The sequence below is a fragment of the Acinetobacter sp. WA-87 genome, from assembly GCF_039938935.1.
In the GTDB taxonomy this organism is placed as follows: domain Bacteria; phylum Pseudomonadota; class Gammaproteobacteria; order Pseudomonadales; family Moraxellaceae; genus Acinetobacter; species Acinetobacter seifertii.
In genome coordinates, this window is the sequence record NZ_JBDUVF010000003.1 from 289,099 (window position 1) to 306,844 (window position 17,746).

General features: G+C 40.0%; 14 protein-coding genes and 1 pseudogene. 14 read left to right on the forward strand and 1 reads right to left on the reverse strand.

Annotated elements, in window-relative coordinates; all coding sequences use genetic code 11:
• Window positions 1-5 precede the first annotated feature (5 nt).
• From ftsI to ABFY81_RS11540, 6 genes are read left to right on the forward strand one after another with little or no spacing between them, the layout of a single operon-like run.
• Window positions 6-1,838: a penicillin-binding protein PBP3 gene (gene ftsI, locus ABFY81_RS11515; protein ID WP_288420853.1), complete on the forward strand. Its 1,833-nt coding sequence runs from the start codon at window positions 6-8 to the stop codon at window positions 1,836-1,838.
• Window positions 1,839-1,841: 3 nt separating this feature from the next.
• Window positions 1,842-3,341 (forward strand): UDP-N-acetylmuramoyl-L-alanyl-D-glutamate--2,6-diaminopimelate ligase, encoded by a 1,500-nt coding sequence (locus tag ABFY81_RS11520; protein WP_347913814.1) that lies wholly within the window; start codon window positions 1,842-1,844, stop codon window positions 3,339-3,341.
• 8 nt (window positions 3,342-3,349) lie between these two features.
• Window positions 3,350-4,750 (forward strand): UDP-N-acetylmuramoyl-tripeptide--D-alanyl-D-alanine ligase, encoded by a 1,401-nt coding sequence (murF, locus tag ABFY81_RS11525; RefSeq protein WP_288420849.1) that lies wholly within the window; start codon window positions 3,350-3,352, stop codon window positions 4,748-4,750.
• Window positions 4,751-5,869, forward strand: a complete 1,119-nt coding sequence (gene mraY, locus ABFY81_RS11530) for a phospho-N-acetylmuramoyl-pentapeptide-transferase (protein WP_347913815.1) — start codon at window positions 4,751-4,753, stop codon at window positions 5,867-5,869. It abuts the gene before it with no gap.
• A 60-nt stretch (window positions 5,870-5,929) separates the two neighbouring features.
• On the forward strand, window positions 5,930-6,262 hold the full coding sequence (locus ABFY81_RS11535; RefSeq protein WP_077163639.1) for a hypothetical protein: 333 nt from the start codon (window positions 5,930-5,932) through the stop codon (window positions 6,260-6,262).
• 2 nt (window positions 6,263-6,264) lie between these two features.
• Window positions 6,265-7,089 (forward strand): putative RNA methyltransferase, encoded by an 825-nt coding sequence (locus ABFY81_RS11540; protein ID WP_347016888.1) that lies wholly within the window; start codon window positions 6,265-6,267, stop codon window positions 7,087-7,089.
• A gap of 16 nt (window positions 7,090-7,105) precedes the next feature.
• Here ABFY81_RS11540 and ponA read toward each other — a convergent pair whose 3' ends face one another.
• Complete coding sequence (gene ponA / locus ABFY81_RS11545) at window positions 7,106-9,661, reverse strand: penicillin-binding protein PBP1a (protein ID WP_174739704.1); 2,556 nt, start codon at window positions 9,659-9,661, stop codon at window positions 7,106-7,108.
• 161 nt (window positions 9,662-9,822) lie between these two features.
• On the opposite strand from ponA, the gene ABFY81_RS11550 reads away from it, so the two are divergent.
• From ABFY81_RS11550 to ABFY81_RS11585, 8 genes and pseudogenes are all read left to right on the forward strand, one after another.
• A complete protein-coding gene (locus ABFY81_RS11550) occupies window positions 9,823-10,881 on the forward strand; it encodes a pilus assembly protein PilM (RefSeq protein ID WP_039251099.1) in 1,059 nt (352 codons plus the stop codon).
• Complete coding sequence (locus tag ABFY81_RS11555) at window positions 10,881-11,525, forward strand: PilN domain-containing protein (protein ID WP_347913816.1); 645 nt, start codon at window positions 10,881-10,883, stop codon at window positions 11,523-11,525. Before ABFY81_RS11550 ends, ABFY81_RS11555 begins: the two co-directional genes overlap by 1 nt.
• Complete coding sequence (locus ABFY81_RS11560) at window positions 11,522-12,259, forward strand: type 4a pilus biogenesis protein PilO (protein WP_347913817.1); 738 nt, start codon at window positions 11,522-11,524, stop codon at window positions 12,257-12,259. Before ABFY81_RS11555 ends, ABFY81_RS11560 begins: the two co-directional genes overlap by 4 nt.
• Before the next feature lie 10 nt (window positions 12,260-12,269).
• The gene (locus tag ABFY81_RS11565) at window positions 12,270-12,797 is read left to right on the forward strand and encodes a pilus assembly protein PilP (RefSeq protein WP_068932376.1); all 528 of its coding nucleotides are present in this window, start codon (window positions 12,270-12,272) and stop codon (window positions 12,795-12,797) included.
• A gap of 62 nt (window positions 12,798-12,859) precedes the next feature.
• Window positions 12,860-14,974, forward strand: a complete 2,115-nt coding sequence (locus ABFY81_RS11570; protein WP_347913818.1) for a type IV pilus secretin PilQ family protein — start codon at window positions 12,860-12,862, stop codon at window positions 14,972-14,974.
• Between the two features lie 11 nt (window positions 14,975-14,985).
• Window positions 14,986-15,555, forward strand: coding sequence for a shikimate kinase AroK (aroK, locus tag ABFY81_RS11575; RefSeq protein ID WP_347913819.1), 570 nt, complete (start codon window positions 14,986-14,988; stop codon window positions 15,553-15,555).
• 28 nt (window positions 15,556-15,583) lie between these two features.
• On the forward strand, window positions 15,584-16,666 hold the full coding sequence (gene aroB / locus ABFY81_RS11580) for a 3-dehydroquinate synthase (protein ID WP_347913820.1): 1,083 nt from the start codon (window positions 15,584-15,586) through the stop codon (window positions 16,664-16,666).
• A 15-nt stretch (window positions 16,667-16,681) separates the two neighbouring features.
• Window positions 16,682-17,555: pseudogene (locus ABFY81_RS11585) on the forward strand (hypothetical protein).
• Window positions 17,556-17,746 lie beyond the last annotated feature (191 nt).

Consider the following 17,746-nt stretch of genomic DNA (forward strand, 5'->3'; position numbering starts at 1 on the left):
GCTGTATGGTAGATAAGCGAACAAAGCAAACACGAAAAAAACAGCAGTCTATTTCGGAAAAACCAAGTCTTGCCTTTGATATGTGGCGGTTTTATCTGCTCTGGGCAGTGGTACTACTGTGTTTTGTGGTATTAATTGCGCGTGCATTTTATGTTCAAATCATTAATAAGGACTTTTTACAAAATAAGGCCAATGCCAATATTTTGCGTACCGAACGTATAGAAGCTATGCGTGGGGTGATTAGCGATCGCCACGGTGTGCCTTTAGCGATTAGTAGTCCAATCATGAAAATTGTGATGGATCCGCGTGATTATTTTGAAACCAAACATTTATACGATCAAATTACGGCTGAACTAAAACAAGATCCAAAAAATCGTAAATTAAAACGCCAGTTACCTGATAAAAATTTAAACCTAGATGAGCTTGCCGATGTAGTTGGTGTTGATCGTGCTGATCTTAAAAAGCAGATGAATGCGCGTCCGCGTTCTCGCTATCTAGTTTTGAAAAAAGAAGTTCCACCGCAACAAGCTGACCTTATTATGAAAGGCAACTTCCAAGGGGTCTATGCGGAGAAAACTTACAAACGCTATTATCCGCAACCACAGCCGAATGCCCAAATTATTGGCTTGACCAATAGTGATGGAAAAGGTGTTGAGGGCTTGGAAATGCAGTTGAATAAACAGCTTTCTGGCATCGATGGCGAACAAAAAATTATTCGTGATAAGCGCGGTAATCGCTTAAAAGTTTCTGAAGTAATCCGTGAGGGCGAGCCGGGTGAGAACATCACTTTAAGTATCGACTCTCGCTTACAGTATATTATGTATCGTGAATTGACGGCCGCAGGCGTTGCGAATAATGCACGTTCAGCAACTGCAATTGCAGTTGACGTTAAAACTGGTGAGATTTTAGCAATGACCAGTTGGCCATCTTACAACCCAAATGATAAGAATGGCTTATCTAATAAAGATGCTATGCGTAACCGTGGTGCGATCGATATGTTCGAGCCGGGTTCAACCATGAAACCATTCACGATTTCATCTGCTTTGGAAACTGGGCAATATACGCCGAATACAATTGTAAATACTTCACCCGGCTCAATGCGTCTGGGTTGGCATACGATTCGTGATACCCATAACTACGGGGCTTTGACTGTAACTGGTGTCATTATTAAGTCATCAAACGTAGGTTCTGCAAAAATTGCATTATCACTTCCGAAAGAGACATTGCCGACCTTCTTTAAGCGTGTTGGATTTGGTAAACGTTCTGCAGTGAAATTCCCGGGTGAAAGTGCTGGTTTAGTACTTCCTGTAAGTAAATTAAACTCTTCTCAAATTGGTACCATGGCTTATGGTTATGGTCTAAACGCAACTATTCTTCAGTTGGCACAAGGCTATGCGATGCTTGCAAATCATGGCGTCGAAATGCCATTAAGCTTGCATAAATTGGATCAGGCACCTAAAGGTGAGCAGGTTTTAAATCCTAAAATTGCTGATCAAGTCTTGTTAATGCTTGAGCAAGTGACTATGCCAGGTGGTACGGCGACACAGGCCAATATCCCGGGGTATAGAGTAGGTGGTAAAACAGGTACCGCTCATAAATTACGTGCGGATGGTAAAGGCTACTCAAATAGTGAATATCGTGCTTTATTTGCAGGCGTTGCACCAATTAGTGACCCGCGTTTAGCAGTTATCGTGGTTGTGGAGAATCCACAAGGTCGTTACTACGGTGGTTTGGTTGCTGCACCAGTTTTTGCTCGTATTATGCAAGAGTCACTGCGTTTAATGAACGTACCACTTGATAAGCCACTTAATACTCCACAGAATCCTACTCGCAGGTAAGCTATGACTGTTTCTTTTCAAGAAATTAATCCAATCGAGATTGATGCACAATGGCCTCACCAGCCATTTCATGGCTTTGGTTTAGATAGTCGTAAAATCGAAACAGGCCAAATTTTTATTGCTTTGACCAGTTATAGCCAACCTGAAAAAACACGTACATTTGCTGAAGCAGCTTTAGCAAATGGGGCACTTGCTGTAATTAGTGAAACCGAATTAGGTGTTGCAAATGAGTGGGTATGCCCTGATGTGCGCCAGCGTATGGGTGAGTGGCAAAAACGTTATTTACAACAGACTGATACAGTTAAACCATTAAGGATTATTGCTGTAACAGGGACAAATGGTAAAACCACTATTTCTCGCTTAATTGCTGAGTTAATTAGTTCACAACAGCAGCGCTGTGCAGTGATGGGGACGACTGGTAATGGTATTTTGCCAGACTTGACTCCTTCTACGCATACCACCCTTGATGCTCTGCAATTGCAAAATGAATTACATGCTTATGCTAAGCAGGGTGCAACTTTTGCTTCGTTAGAAGCGAGTTCGCATGGTCTTGAGCAGGGGCGACTAAATGGCTGTGATATTGAAATTGCTGTTTATAGCAACTTAAGTCGTGACCATCTTGATTATCATGGCACTTTAGAAGCTTATGCAGAAGCAAAGGCTCGTTTGTTCCAATTTAATTCATTAAAAATTGCTGTTATTAATTTAGATGATGCACATGCAGATGTAATGATTAAGTCTGCTCAGAATAATCCTGCACAACCTAAAATTTTGACTTATTCATTAACTCAAAATACAGCCGATTATTACATCACCGATTTAAGCTATAGCTTGGCTGGTGCAACCTTTAATTTGATGTGTCAGCAAGGTTCATTTGCGGTAGAAAGTCCGCTATTAGGCCATTTTAATGTTGAAAACTTGATTGCGTCGCTCATAGCTGCTGAGCAAGCTGGTTTTGATTTACAAGCATTAGTTAATTTTGTTCCTAAACTAGTTGGTGCCCCAGGCCGAATGCAAGTCATTCGTGATGATGAGCGATTGTTTGTAGTCGATTATGCACATACACCAGATGCATTAATTCAAGTGCTTAAGACCTTAAAGCGACATGTCTCTAATCAGCTTTGGGCGGTATTTGGATGTGGTGGAGACCGTGACCGTGGTAAGCGTCCACTTATGACTCAAGCCGCTTTAGATGGTGCAAATCCAGTTATTTTGACTTCAGATAACCCAAGAACAGAAGACCCTGAACAGATTTTTACTGACATGAAGCAAGGAATCGATTTTTCAGGGCACCGTATGCATGAAATTCATGACCGCCGTGAAGCCATTAAATTTGTTGCAGAACAAGCTCAAGCTGGTGACATTGTGGTGATTGCCGGTAAAGGTCATGAAAATTATCAAGAAATTAATGGTGTGCGTCACTGGTTTGATGATGTGGTTGAAGTGCGTTCTGCGATTGATGCACAACATCATACGGTAGATGCTGCTTACCCTGCACAATAGGAAAAATTATGCATACTTCAACCACCAGTACCGTGCCTTTGGAACCGTGGACAGCTCAACAATTACAACAGGCAACACAGGGTTACTGGCATAAAGACCAGATCCCTCAAACTGAAATTAAACGTATTTTGACTGACTCGCGTCATGCAGAAAGTGGGGACGCCTTTTTAGCACTAAAAGGTGAACGTTTCGATGCACATGATTTCGTTGCACAAGTTGCAGCAAATGGTTGTCAAATCGCTGTTGTTGAACGTCCATTAGATGTTGATATTGCTCAGCTTGTGGTTGCTGATACTCGTTTAGCTTTGGGGCAACTTGGTAGTTATCGCCGTCAGCAGAATGCTCAATTGAAAGTGATTGCTTTAACGGGAAGTAGTGGCAAAACTACCACAAAAGAAATGCTAGGAAGCATACTGTCACGTTTAGCACCTACACTCATTACGCGAGGCAACTTAAATAATGACCTTGGCGTGCCGATGATGCTGCTTGAGCTTCGCAAGGAACATCAATACGCGGTGATGGAACTTGGTGCAAATCATCAAGGTGAAATTGATTACACATCAAAACTCGTTCAGCCACATGTCGCGGGCATTTTAAATATTGGAACTGCTCATTTGGGCGAGTTCGGCGGACGTGATGGCATTTGCCGTGCTAAATCGGAAATCTATCGTCATATTTTGCCTCAGGGCGTTGCTATTGTTCCGCAACAAGACGATTTCACTGCCGAGATTCGTGAAGCAGCCAAAGATCATCAAATTTCTACCTTTGGTATAGGTGGTGATGTATTTGCTACAGAAGTTGAGCTGCTACCACAGTCTGCCAATTTTCAGCTACATACACCTCAAGGTACTAGCCTCGTAAGATTGCCTTTTGCGGGTGAGCATAACGTACAAAATGCAACGGCAGCCGTAGCGTTTGCTCTAGCGCTAGGAATTAGCTTAGAAGATATTGTAAAAGGTTTGGAGCAAGCACAAGGTGCTAAAGGTCGTTTGAACTTTATTCAAAAAGCGCCTTACTTATTTATTGATGATACTTATAATGCCAATCCAACCTCTATGCGTGCTGCGGCACAAGTATTACTTCAGCAAAATGGCATTAAAGTCATGGTGATGGGTGATATTGGAGAGCTTGGCGATAGTAGTTGGCAAGAGCATCACGACTTAGGTCGAGATCTTGCAGAACTTCCTTTAGACCATATTGTTGCAGTTGGGCAGTTTGCCTCGGCAGCTCTTGAAGGTGCAGGCCTTCATTCTAATAAATTGAAAGCATTTCAGACTCAAGCTGAGGCGCTTCCATTTTTAATCAATCTAATCCAAACACATCAACCCCAGTCCATGAGTTTCCTGTTTAAAGGTTCTCGCTTTACTCATATGGAAACGTTGATGGCTGATTTGATGGAGAAACTTTAAATGCTGTTATGGTTGTTTGAACAACTTGCGGGCTATCACAGTTCGTTTCAAGTCGTTCGTTATTTAACATTACGTTCTTTACTCAGTGTATTAACGTCACTGACCATTGGTTTGGTTCTCGGACCGATCATGATTCGTAAATTACAAGCGTTAAAATACGGTCAGGCAGTAAGTTCGTTTGCTCCTGAAAATCATGCCAAAAAAATGGGTACACCAACGATGGGTGGGATTCTAATCCTGCTTTCAATTGGTATTAGTACTCTGTTGTGGGCTGATTTATCTAATCCGTATGTTTGGATTGTGCTTGGTGTGATGGTTGTGTTTGGTGCGGTTGGCTGGGCAGATGACTGGATTAAAATCCGCTACAAAGACAATGCTGGCTTACCTGCTCGTAAGAAATTCTTCTGGACTTCTATTGCGTCACTCGGTGCTGGTATTGCGTTATATCTAATTGCAACTGAACAATCTAATGCAGAACATACTGCAAATATGTTGGATTTATTGATTCCTTTCTTTAAGAATCTTTCTATTCCACTTTCTATTGTTCCTTTGGGTTTAGCATTTATTGTATTCACTTATTTAGTCATTAATGGTGCGTCTAATGCGGTTAACTTAACTGATGGTTTGGATGGTTTGGCCATTATGCCAGTGGTTATGGTTGCTTCAGGTTTAGGTGTATTTGCTTACTTATCTGGTGACATCCGTTTTGCTAATTATTTGCATATTCCATATGTGAAATATACTTCAGAGCTGGTTGTAATCTGTTCTGCCATGATTGGTGCAGGCTTGGCGTTTCTTTGGTATAACGCACACCCAGCGCAAGTCTTTATGGGTGATGTGGGTGCTTTAGCTCTAGGTGCAATGCTTGGAACAATTGCTGTGATGGTGCGCCAAGAAATCGTATTTGCGATTATGGGCGGTGTTTTTGTGATGGAGGCTATTTCGGTATTCCTGCAAATTGGGTCGCTACGGATGCGGAATAAGCGCGTCTTCTTGATGGCGCCTTTACATCATCACTATGAAAAACAAGGCTGGAAAGAAACTCAAGTGGTTATTCGGTTCTGGATTATTACGATTATACTAGTCGTATTAGGCTTAATGACCTTAAAATTGCGCTAGAAATTATTTTGGTGTCAATATAAAGCCAGTTTCTACTGGCTTTTTTTATTGGAGTGGTAAATGACAAAGGTTGTTGGACTAGACCAATTATCTGTAATTAACCAAAAAGTGGTTAGTGATGGGGAAGTATTACCTCAAGTTGTACTTAAAGATGGTAGTAAAGTACAAACTGGAACAGTAGCGACGATGTTGCATAATATTGATTTGTATAATGCAGGGCAGCGAGGCCAAATTGAAGAGGAATTAAAAATTGCGATTCCGACTTTAATTAAAATTGGTTTATTTGATTTGTTTGATGTAGATGAATGGATTTCTGGAACAAATGCAGGCCGCACATTTGTCGGACTGCACGCAAAGGCTTATTTACAACAAAAAGAACAAGAGAATAATTAAAAGTGACTATGCAAAATTTAATGTGTCCTGTGTGTCGTCAAAGACTAGAGCTGGTAAATAAAACTTGGCGATGTGATCAGGGTCATAGCTATGACATTGCAAAACAAGGTTATGTAAACTTACATGTTGTCCAACATAAGCACAGTAAAAATCCAGGAGATACTCCAGAGTCTGTAGATGCGCGCCGTGCCTTTTTACAGGATGGCTATTATCAACCTTTACAGCAAGCTGTAGTTGCTTTGCTAAAGCAGCTTAAAGCTAAATCAGTACTCGATATTGGTTGTGGTGAGGGTTATTACACAAGTGCAATGCAAGATGCTGTTGAGCAGTGTGTAGGTGTAGATATTGCGAAAAATGCTGTACAACGTGCAGCAAAGTTAAATCACAACGTGACTTGGGTTGTCGGTACAGGAGCGACTTTGCCGGTAATCGATCGAAGTATGGATGTGTGTACCAGCCTTTTTAGTCCAATTCCACAAGCAGAAATTTTACGTGTGCTAAAAGATGATGGATGTTTAATTGTTGTCACACCTGCAACTGAACATTTATATGCGATGCGTGAGGCACTGTTTGAGCAGGTCAATCCGCACACACCGCAAAAGTTTGTTGAACAACTGCAAGATTTATTTGAGTTGAAAGAACAGCAAACTATAGATGCCCCTTTATTACTTGACCAAGAGGCTTTAAAAAATCTAATCGCTATGACGCCATATGCATATAAGGCCTCTCCAGAGCGTCGAATGCAGTTAGAGCAGCACTCTCAATTAGAGGTAACGGCATCTTTTCAAATCTATCTTTTTCAAAAGCGTAATAAAAAAGCCATCTAACGATGGCTTTTTTATTTTACTCAATTTGGTTAATCAAGTTTTCTAATTCATCTTTGTCACGCTTCGGTGCTGCTCCTTGTGCAGGCTTCATTGCTGGAGGCGCTGCCTTAGATGGAATTACAATTTCTTCGCCTGGTAAGTCATCGAAGTCATTGGTAGTGTTTTTAGGCTGTGGCGGTGCAGGACGATAAAGTGGTCGAGCCAATGGTGGCGCTGCGCGATATGTTTTCTTATCGCCAACTTCACTTGCGACATCTTGTTTTTCACGAGAAATAGGTGCTTGAGCATCTTTCTCTAAACGAACCCAAGAAGCTGGAGTACCTTTAAGCGATTGATCCATAAAGTTAATCCAGATTGGTAATGCGGCAATACCACCATACTCGCGACGACCAAGTGTCGTTGGTTGGTCGAAACCAACCCAAGTAATAGCGACTAATTTGCCATTAAAACCTGCAAACCATGCATCTTTTGCATCGTTTGTTGTACCTGTTTTACCACCCAAATCACTACGGCCAATTTTAAGTGCAGCACGACCAGTACCATGCTCAATTACATCACGTAAGATATTCGCCATATCATAAGCAGAGCTTGATTTTAAAATGCGCTGAGCTTGTCGATATTGGCTGTTATTTTTATCTGTTTGTTTAAGATTAAGCTGTTTTGCTGCTTTTTCTTTCTGCTCCAACTCTTTATTGGTCACTTCAACAACTTGATCATCTGGTGTGGTTGCTTGAGCATCATCTGTTGTTTCAGGTGCATTAATACATGGAATACATGCATATTCTGGTTTAGCTTCGTAAATAACTTTACCGTATGCATCTTCAATACGTTGGATGAAATGCGGTTGAACACGGTAACCACCATTTGCAAAGGTTGCATAACCCGTTGCCATTTGAATTGGTAATACTTGAGGTGTACCTAAGGCAATAGTGTAGTTACGTGGAATTTGATCTTCTTGTAAACCAAAATCCATGAATAATTGGCGAGTACGCTCAATCCCTACAGTTTGCAAAAGTCTTACAGATACAGTATTACGAGATAAATACAAAGCACGTCGTAATGGGATCATGCCTAGGTAACGACCATCAGAGTTCTTTGGTGTCCACTTGCCAATGGTAATCGGACTATCGTTGACCATGGTGTAAGGTGTCATACCGCGCTCTAGTGCCAAAGCATAAAGAAATGGTTTGATGGTAGAACCTGGTTGACGCCAGCCTTGCAAAGCACGGTTAAATTTTGATTGATAAAAATTATAGCCACCAACAATCGCTTCAATTGAGCCATCATTTGGATTAATTGCAATAAGCTGGCCTTGAACTTTTGGTACTTGAACTAACGACCATGCAGTTTTAGCTTCATTTGGACGTAAGCGAATAATATCTTTCACTTTAACAATTTGAGATGCACGTGAAGGTGCTCCACCTACGCTGTTTGCATTGCGATAGGGGCGGGCCCATGACATACCAGACCATTGCACAGTGACGGTTGAACCATCTTGCATTAAAGCTTCAAAAGAGTTGCTATTTACTTTAGTCACTTCTGCGGGGTAGGTATTGGCATAAGCTCTAAATTGGCTTAAAGGTTTATCATGTGCTTCTGCGCCACGCCAACCATGACGTCTGTCATAAGCCTCAAGACCATCTTGTACAGATTTCTCTGCAATAGCCTGACGTTGGGCATTAATGGTCGTATAAACCTTATAACCTGAGTCAATTGCTTGTTCACCAAAATGTTTTACAAGCTCTGAGCGAACCATTTCACCAGCATATGGATGAATATTATTTAAGTCGCGGTTGGGCATATTCAAATTAATAGGCTCAGCCACAGCTTTTTGATATTCCGCTTGAGAAATATAACCGAGTTGTAACATACGGCCTAAAATCCAGTTACGGCGTTCAAGTGCACGTTCAGGATTAACAACAGGGTTATATTTGGATGGCGCTTTTGGTAAACCTGCAATCATTGCCATTTGAGCAATGCTGAGTTCATTAATGCTTTTGTTATAGTAAATTTTGGCTGCTGCTGCGATACCGTACGCATTTTTCCCCAAGAAAATCTTATTGACATAAAGACTTAAGATGTCTTCTTTAGATAAGTTTTGCTCAATTTTCCGAGCCAAAAAGATTTCTGTTAGTTTACGTTTTAACGTTCTCTCGGGACTTAAATAATAGTTTTTTGCGACCTGCATTGTGATGGTAGAGCCACCAGTTTGCACATCGGAACCAGTCACACTCTCGCTTAAAGCACGACCTAAACCTTTAAAGCTAATACCGCTATGCTCAAAGAAAGATGAGTCTTCTGCAGCTAAAAATGCATGAATAAAAGCAGGAGGAATTTGTTTGTATTCAACCGGTATCGAAAGTTTACCACCATACTCAGCAATAAGTTGATTATCGGCTGTATAGACTTGTAATGGTTTTAGAAGTGGTGCTTTCTTTAATGAACTCATTTCCGGGAGGGTTGGGGCAATATAGAGATACATGCCATAAAATCCCATCGGAAGTGAGACTAAGATAATAATAATGATCAAAAAAATTGGACGCACGAAGCCCAAACTGGATAGCTTTTTCATGATAAGTAAGCTTTAATAAGATCGAATACAAACTAATTGTGGTCAGTATAGCCTTTAGACATGCGGATTGTTAGATGAGATATTGTATCCGTGTAAAAATAAAGACCGAGATTGTTGGTTTGTAATTTTTTTTGGGGATAAAAAAATAATAGGACAATAGTGTGCTCAGGTTATATCGTAAACCTAATAAGGGGTTAATGGGCGTCGATATTAGTTCGACTTCTGTTAAGTTGTTAGAGCTCTCTGTCAAGAACGGTAAATATTGGGTTGAAAGCTACGCTTTGATGCCTTTACCTGAAAACAGTGTAGTTGAAAAAAATATCTTAAATCCAGAAGCAGTAGCGGAAGCATTGGAAAGGGCGATTAACTTAGCAAATCCCCAAACTAAAAATGCTGCAATTGCTGTTCCTACATCGACGGTTATTCATAAAACTATCGAGATGGATGCGGATATGAGCGATGATGAACGTGAAGTTCAGATTCGTGTAGATGCGGAGCAGTATATACCGTTCCCTTTGGATGAGGTGAGCCTAGATTTTGAGGTTCTACCTGACCGTCTCGCGAATTCAAATCGTGTAAATGTACTCTTAGTCGCAACAAGAACGGAAAACGTAGAAACACGCGTTGAGGTTCTTGAGTTGGCAGATTTAAATCCTAAATTGGCTGATGTTGAAAGTTATGCTGTTGAGCGCGCATTTAGCGTGTTTGCTGATAGCTTACCTATGGGTGCAAATACGATAGGGGTTTTAGATATTGGCCATACCATGACAACATTGTCTGTCATGCAAAACGGCAAAATTATTTATACCCGTGAGCAAGTTTTTGGCGGAAAACAACTTACGCTTGAAATTCAAAGTCGTTATGGTTTGTCTTTAGAAGAGGCAAGTCGAGCGAAAAAAGATCGTTCTTTACCAGATGACTATGAAATTGAAGTATTAGATCCGTTTCTAGATGCCGTAGTTCAGCAAGCGGCTCGCTCTTTACAATTCTTCTTTTCTTCATCTCAGTTTAACGAAATAGACCATATTCTGCTCGCAGGCGGCAATGCGAATATTCCAGGTCTTGCCAAGCTTTTGCAGCAAAAATTAGGTTACCGTGTCACTATTGCCAATCCATTTTTACAGATGGGTTTTTCTCCTCAAGTCGACGTTCAAAAAATTGAAAATGATGCCTCATCTTTAATGGTGGCGTGTGGCTTGGCTTTAAGGAGTTTTGATTAATGGCAACAATTAATTTACTACCTTGGCGTGAAGAGCTGAGGGAGCAACGAAAAAAACAATTTATAACGTTATGCTTTGGGGTGGTTGTGTTGGGAATTACAACCGTATTTGGGGGATGGTTCTATTTTGATCATAAATTAGATGATCAAGAACAAGCAAATCAACTTATTACAAGTACTAACCAAAACCTTGATCAGCAATTAAAAGCATTAAATGGTTTACAAGAACAACGTGATGCCATCATTGAGCGTATGAAATTGATTCAAGATTTACAGAGTCAGCGTCCAGTCGTAGTAAGACTGGTTGATGAGTTAGTCAGAGTCATGCCATCTGCAATGTATTTAACGAAATTTAGCAGAACTGGAGATAAATTTACGATTGAAGGTAAAGCTGAAAGTCCAAATACGGTAGCTGAACTACTCCGTAATCTTGAAGCATCTTCTTGGTATCGAAATGCTTTTATGAACTCTTTCTTGGCTACTGAAGATAAAAAAGATAAGCCTGCGAGTTCTCTTCTTCCTAGGGTAGAAGATCATTACGGTAGTTTTGTTGTGACTTTCGATTTAGGGGAAATGGGCGTGACCACAGCTGATAATAATGCTGATAAACCAGCCGTAGCTAAAGATACGGGGGCAGCAAAATGAGTCAAGATGAACTTCAAGAGTTATCATTAGAGCAAGCAGCTTCAAAGAAAAAGAAATTTAATCTCGATAAATTTCTTCAACAATTTAATACGCTCGATATGAACAACTATGGTAGTTGGCCTATATCTGTAAAAATTACTTGCTGGATTTTTATTTTCTTTGCTGTATTAGCTTTGGGCTATTTTGTTGCTATTCAGCCCAAGCTACAAGCAATTGATAGTGCTCAAGCTCAGGAAAGTAACTTGTTAAACGAATTTCGAGAAAAAGATTCGAAATTACGTAACTTGCAACAGTATCAAGTGCAGCTTCAAGATATGCAGGCAAATTTTAATCAACAATTAGAGCAATTGCCTAAAGAAACAGAGATTCCTAGTTTAGTTGAAGATATCAACTTGACGGGTGTGAAGTCTGGATTGAAATTTAAAAATATTCGCTTACAAGATGAGGTTAAGCAGAAAGTTTTTATTGAGCAACCAATTGAAATTGAGGCTGCAGGAGATTATCACGCTTTTGGAGCTTTCGTGAGTAGTATTGCTGCTTTGCCGCGTATTGTGACTATGCATGATTTCGTTGTAGAGGCTGCTCCTCCTAAAGATAGTAAATCAGATATTCCTGTACTGAATTATTCTATTAAGGCGAAAACCTATCGATATGTAGGAGCAACAAAAGAACCTGCACAATCAGTTAAGGTTTCAGCATCATCTGCAACCAGCTCTAGTGCTCAGTCGAAATAGAGGGGTTATAATGAAAGCTAAGCAAATTACTCTTTATGTTTTGGCCTGTGCCGTTCTTGTAGGATGTGATTCAAGAATTGACACAGTTAATCAGCAAATGGCAAGTATACGTAATCAGCCACCACTCCCTATTGAACCAGCACCGATTTTTACTCCAGTACCACAATTTAATTATGCTGCCCATCAATTAAAAAGCCCATTTATGCCGAGCTCACTGGCTGCAGAACTCAAAATTATGGCTGGGAAACGGGTTTATCCGAATTTTTCACGTGCGCCACAACCACTAGAAAATTATGCGCTTGAAGCCTTAACTATGAAAGGAAGCATGCGTAATAATCGTGGTCAAATGCTAGCTCTAATCCAGACACCAGATCAGCAAATTGAACGAGTACAAGTGGGTAACTATATGGGTATGAATCAGGGGCGTATTACCCAGATTAGTCCGACCCAGATTGATTTGGTCGAGATTGTGCCGGATGGTCGAGAAGGTTATGTGGAAAGACCGAGAACATTGGTCTTGATTGGGCCTGCACCCTAATATTTAGGGAATAACAACGAAAAAGTATTTTTAAAGATTATTTAATTGGGGATGGTCAGACAATGAATCAGGTATTCCGTCAGTTTTCTATGGGGGCTGTAGCGATTGCAATTATGCAGGCTGCATCTGCACAGGTCAGCATGACCAATATTGTACCAACGCAAATTGCAGGTCAGGGTACAGAAATTAGAGTCATGTTTAATGGTTTGCCTCCACAGCCACAAGCTTACCAACTTGAAAACCCTTCGCGTTTAATACTAGATTTTGATAAGGCGCAACAAAGTTTAAAGCAGTCTAAAATTGCTGTTGCAACGAATGAAGCAAGTTCCGTTGATGTGACTTCAGATGATGTGCGTTCACGCTTGACTGTAAATCTAAAAGATGCTGGTGCTTTTACAACGCGCGTGGAAGGCAATACTTTCATTCTAAAAATTAATTCAGCTCAAACAACGAATAAGCCGATACCTGCAGCTACCGCACAACCACAAGGTGTTTCAAATATTGGCTTTCAGCGTGGTAGTCAGGGAGAAGGTTTAGTTGTTGTCGATCTTTTGGGAAGTAATACACCTGTAGATGTTCAACAACAAGGCAGTAAAGTTGTTATAAGAACATTAGGTACAAAGATTCCGACACATTTAGCACGTCGTTTAAATGTAAATGATTTTGCAACGCCAGTTTCAAGTGTCGATGCTTACAATGATAAAGATGCTGGTGTAATCACAATTCAGTCATCCGGTAGCTATGAATATATGGCATATCAGGCTGAAAATAAGCTCACGATTAGCTTAAAACGTCCACAAGATAAAAGCACACCGGCTTCGTATAAAGCACCAAGTTATTCTGGTAATAAGCTTTCGTTAGATTTCCAAGATATTGAAGTACGCCGTGTTTTACAGCTTCTTGCTGATTTTACAGGCATTAATATGGTGGCCGCGGATAGTGTGCAAGGTAATATCACGCTACGCTTGAAAGATGTACCTTGGGATCAAGCACTAGATATTATTTTAAAGACGAAAAATCTTGATAAAAGACGTAACGGGAATGTGATTTGGATTGCTCCAGTTGCTGAGTTAATCAAAGCAGAGGATGAACAGGCAAAAGCATTAGCCCAAACAATTAAGTTGGCTCCAATTCAAACAGATTATATCCGCTTGAGTTATGCGAAAGCGAGTGATGTACTAAAAATAATCGAAGATTCTCGAGATGTAAAAGGAGCAGCCGCAAATCATACAGCCACTTCAGATGCTCTTGCGTTGGAGAGCTTATTAAGTTCACGTGGTAGTGCTGTAGCTGATTCACGTACTAACACCTTGATTGTAAATGATACAGCACAAAATATTGATAAAATTCGTAAAATGATTGATTTGCTTGATGTAAAAGTTAAGCAGGTTATGGTTGAAGCACGTATTGTGAGAGCCTCTACATCGTTTACCAAAGAACTTGGCGTTAAGTGGGGAATATTATCGCAAGGGGTGAATAGTAATAACAGTTTGTTGGTAGGTGGTAGTGAAACAACTTTATGGAACCTAAAAAATCCTGATAGTAATGGAAAATATACAATTGAACGACCAGATAATTTAAATGTTGATTTGGGCGTTACGTCGGCTGGAGCTAGTAGCATAGCTTTTAGTTTAATTAGTATGTCAGACTTCATGTTGGATTTAGAGTTATCAGCATTGCAGGCTGATGGTTATGGTGAAGTAATTTCAACGCCTAAAGTGATGACTGCCGATAAACAAACTGCAAAAGTTGCAACGGGTCAACAAGTTCCATATCAGACTACAACAAATTCTGCTGCTGGCTCAACAGCAACAACTTCTTTTAAAGATGCGCTTTTAAGTCTGGATGTTACTCCGAGTATTACACCTGATGGCAAGATTCAAATGAAATTAGATATTTCTAAGGATTCTGTGGCGGGTGAGGCACCAAATGGTGAATTAATTCTGAATAAGAATAATATTAATACCAATGTGCTGGTTGATAACGGAGAAACCGTCATCTTAGGTGGTGTATTCGAGCAAACAACGACAAATACCCAAACTAAAGTTCCTTTCTTTGGGGATATTCCTTTGGTTGGGCGTTTATTTAGAAAAGATGTAAAGTCTGATGATAAACAAGAGTTACTGATTTTCGTAACACCACGAATTGTTAATGACACTTTGGCGAGAAATCATTAATATATTTTTCAATGAAAGCAATTGAAATAGGTGGCGCCTTGCCAAGCAAAGCGTTTGAAACCCTACCAAATATTTATTTGGTAGGGCCCATGGGGGCAGGAAAAACAACCGTTGGACGTCATTTAGCAGAACTATTAGGGCGTGAATTTTTAGATAGTGATCATGAAATTGAGCGCAAGACAGGGGCAACTATTCCTTGGATTTTTGAAAAAGAGGGAGAGGTTGGGTTCCGAACTCGTGAAACTGTGGTTTTAAATGAGCTGACCTTACGTAAAGCGTTGGTGTTGGCAACAGGTGGTGGGGCAATTACCCAAGCGCCTAACCGACAATTTTTAAAGCAACGCGGAATAGTTATTTATCTCTATACACCTGTTGAATTACAATTACAAAGAACCTACCGCGACAAAAACAGACCATTATTACAAGTTGAAAATCCTGAACAGAAATTGCGAGACCTATTAAAGATCAGAGACCCTTTGTATCGTGAAGTTGCACATTATACGATTGAAACGAATCAAGGCGCTGCACGTGATCTTGCACAAAAGATTTTGCAACTTATTCTATCGAACAAGCTAAAATAGACAAACTGACTAGTGGTTTTATAAATTCATGCAAACATTACATGTTGAATTAGGCGAACGCCGTTATCCTATTTTTATTGGTAGTCAACTTGACCCGAAACAATTACTAGAGCCTTATATTCATGGTCAACAGGTCATGATAGTCAGTAATGTGACGGTTGCGCCTTTATATTTAAGCCACTATCAGGAAGCTTTAAAAAGTTTAGGTAAAACAGTTGCGACTTGTATTTTGCCTGATGGTGAAAAATACAAAGATATTCAACATCTAAATTTAATTTTTGATGCATTACTTGAAGCTGGTTTTAACCGTGATTGTACCGTTTTAGCTTTAGGTGGCGGTGTGATTGGAGATATGGCTGGTTTTGCATCTGCTTGTTTCCAGCGTGGAGTTTACTTTGTTCAGGTTCCTACCACATTACTTTCACAAGTAGATTCAAGTGTTGGTGGAAAAACAGGAATCAACCATCCGCTTGGTAAAAATATGTTAGGTGCTTTTCAACAGCCGCAAGTTGTTCTGGCTGATATGGCACAACTCAATACATTGCCAGAACGTGAACTCTCAGCAGGTTTAGCTGAAGTGATTAAATATGCTCTTTTAGGTGATGTCGATTTCTTGGTATGGCTTGAAGAAAATATGGATGGACTTGTTGCGAGAGATGCTAATTTACTTGCAGAAGCTGTCTATCGTTCATGTGCTCACAAAGCGCGTATCGTTGCCAATGATGAAAAAGAACAAGGTGAACGTGCTTTACTTAATTTAGGCCACACTTTTGGTCATGCGATTGAGTCATATCTTGGTTATGGTACTTGGCTACATGGTGAAGCTGTCGCAACTGGTATGGTCATGGCGGCAGATTTATCACAACGTTTGGGCTGGATCTCAACTGAAGATGTAGCACGTACAAAAAAAATCATTCAACGTGCGAATTTGCCGATATCATGTCCACAAATTCCATTGGATGATTTCCTTGGATACATGGCGCATGACAAAAAAGTTCTCAATGGGCAATTACGTTTGGTGTTATTAAAACAACTTGGACAAGCTGTCATTACTAAAGACTTTGATGTCGAATTGATGAAACAAGCTATTTTGGCAAATCAACACGGATAATAGATAAGGTAAAGCATGACTGTATCACGTACATTTTGGCAGAATGTTCAACAATATATCTGGTTGGTTGGTGGTATTGCCTGCTTGTTACTGGCTTTTATTTTTTGGGTAATTACCGATAGCAAGAAGTTGGTTGAAGTTGAAAAGTCAGCTGATTCTGATGCGCCTGTTCAAATTCAACCAGAGAAAGTTGCTACGACACCTAACTTGGGTGCTTTAGCTGATGAAGTTCGTCCACTTGATCTAACAACTCGTACAGTTGCATCTGGTGAGCATGAACCAGAGTTTCGTGGTACGAAATTTATTAACGAAAATAAAAAACAATGGACGCTTGAGATATTTAGAGCTTCTGATGAAGACATCATTAAAAACTTTTTAAAAAATCGTAGTGATCGTAATAAATTTATTTATTTTCGTTTAAGTGGTGAACAGCAAGCGGAGCAGTATGTTTTGGTTTATGGAACCTTTAAACGCTCAGACGATGCAATTCAACAGTTAACACAGATTAACCTACAATTGCCTGAGTCTATTAAGCCTCAGCCACAACAGTTCTCAAGTTATGCTCCTTTGGTCAATGATTTGGGTGCAGATGAGATGAAAGGTGGGAATAATCAGCTTTATGAGGTTCGTCTGCGTCCAGCCGCTCTACCTACAATTGATGAATCATTATTGATGGCTGGATCAACTAATGCCGCAGTTAATGTTCAGCCGAAAGCTCCTGCAACCAATTCAGCCACTAAGACCACTATTGTTCGCCGTGATGCTCAAGGAAATGTAGTGGATGTACAACAATCGAATTCAAATATTGATCAACCTAATAAGCCAGCTCAAACACGTTCAAACGATATTCAATAAAAATGCCTCAAATAAGGGCAGCAAAAGGAGATAATTTGCTCAATAATATGCACAATATTAGTGCAAAATAAAATCTAATAATATTTTTTGACCATATCTGGTGCATATTTAGTCATTTTTTGGTGTGATAACGCGAATAAAATAGATATATTTATATTGAATATAAGTACTTAGATTAATTTTTATTATATGGCACATTTTTTGCTTTATTGTTGTGCTTATTAA

Coding starts and splice junctions, on each gene's coding strand:
- ftsI (WP_288420853.1), top strand. CDS start 6: ATGGTAGATAAGCGAACAAAGCAAACACGAAAAAAACAGCAGTCTATT.
- ABFY81_RS11520 (WP_347913814.1), top strand. CDS start 1,842: ATGACTGTTTCTTTTCAAGAAATTAATCCAATCGAGATTGATGCACAA.
- murF (WP_288420849.1), top strand. CDS start 3,350: ATGCATACTTCAACCACCAGTACCGTGCCTTTGGAACCGTGGACAGCT.
- mraY (WP_347913815.1), top strand. CDS start 4,751: ATGCTGTTATGGTTGTTTGAACAACTTGCGGGCTATCACAGTTCGTTT.
- ABFY81_RS11535 (WP_077163639.1), top strand. CDS start 5,930: ATGACAAAGGTTGTTGGACTAGACCAATTATCTGTAATTAACCAAAAA.
- ponA (WP_174739704.1), bottom strand. CDS start 9,661: ATGAAAAAGCTATCCAGTTTGGGCTTCGTGCGTCCAATTTTTTTGATC.
- ABFY81_RS11555 (WP_347913816.1), top strand. CDS start 10,881: ATGGCAACAATTAATTTACTACCTTGGCGTGAAGAGCTGAGGGAGCAA.
- ABFY81_RS11560 (WP_347913817.1), top strand. CDS start 11,522: ATGAGTCAAGATGAACTTCAAGAGTTATCATTAGAGCAAGCAGCTTCA.
- ABFY81_RS11565 (WP_068932376.1), top strand. CDS start 12,270: ATGAAAGCTAAGCAAATTACTCTTTATGTTTTGGCCTGTGCCGTTCTT.
- ABFY81_RS11570 (WP_347913818.1), top strand. CDS start 12,860: ATGAATCAGGTATTCCGTCAGTTTTCTATGGGGGCTGTAGCGATTGCA.
- aroK (WP_347913819.1), top strand. CDS start 14,986: ATGAAAGCAATTGAAATAGGTGGCGCCTTGCCAAGCAAAGCGTTTGAA.
- aroB (WP_347913820.1), top strand. CDS start 15,584: ATGCAAACATTACATGTTGAATTAGGCGAACGCCGTTATCCTATTTTT.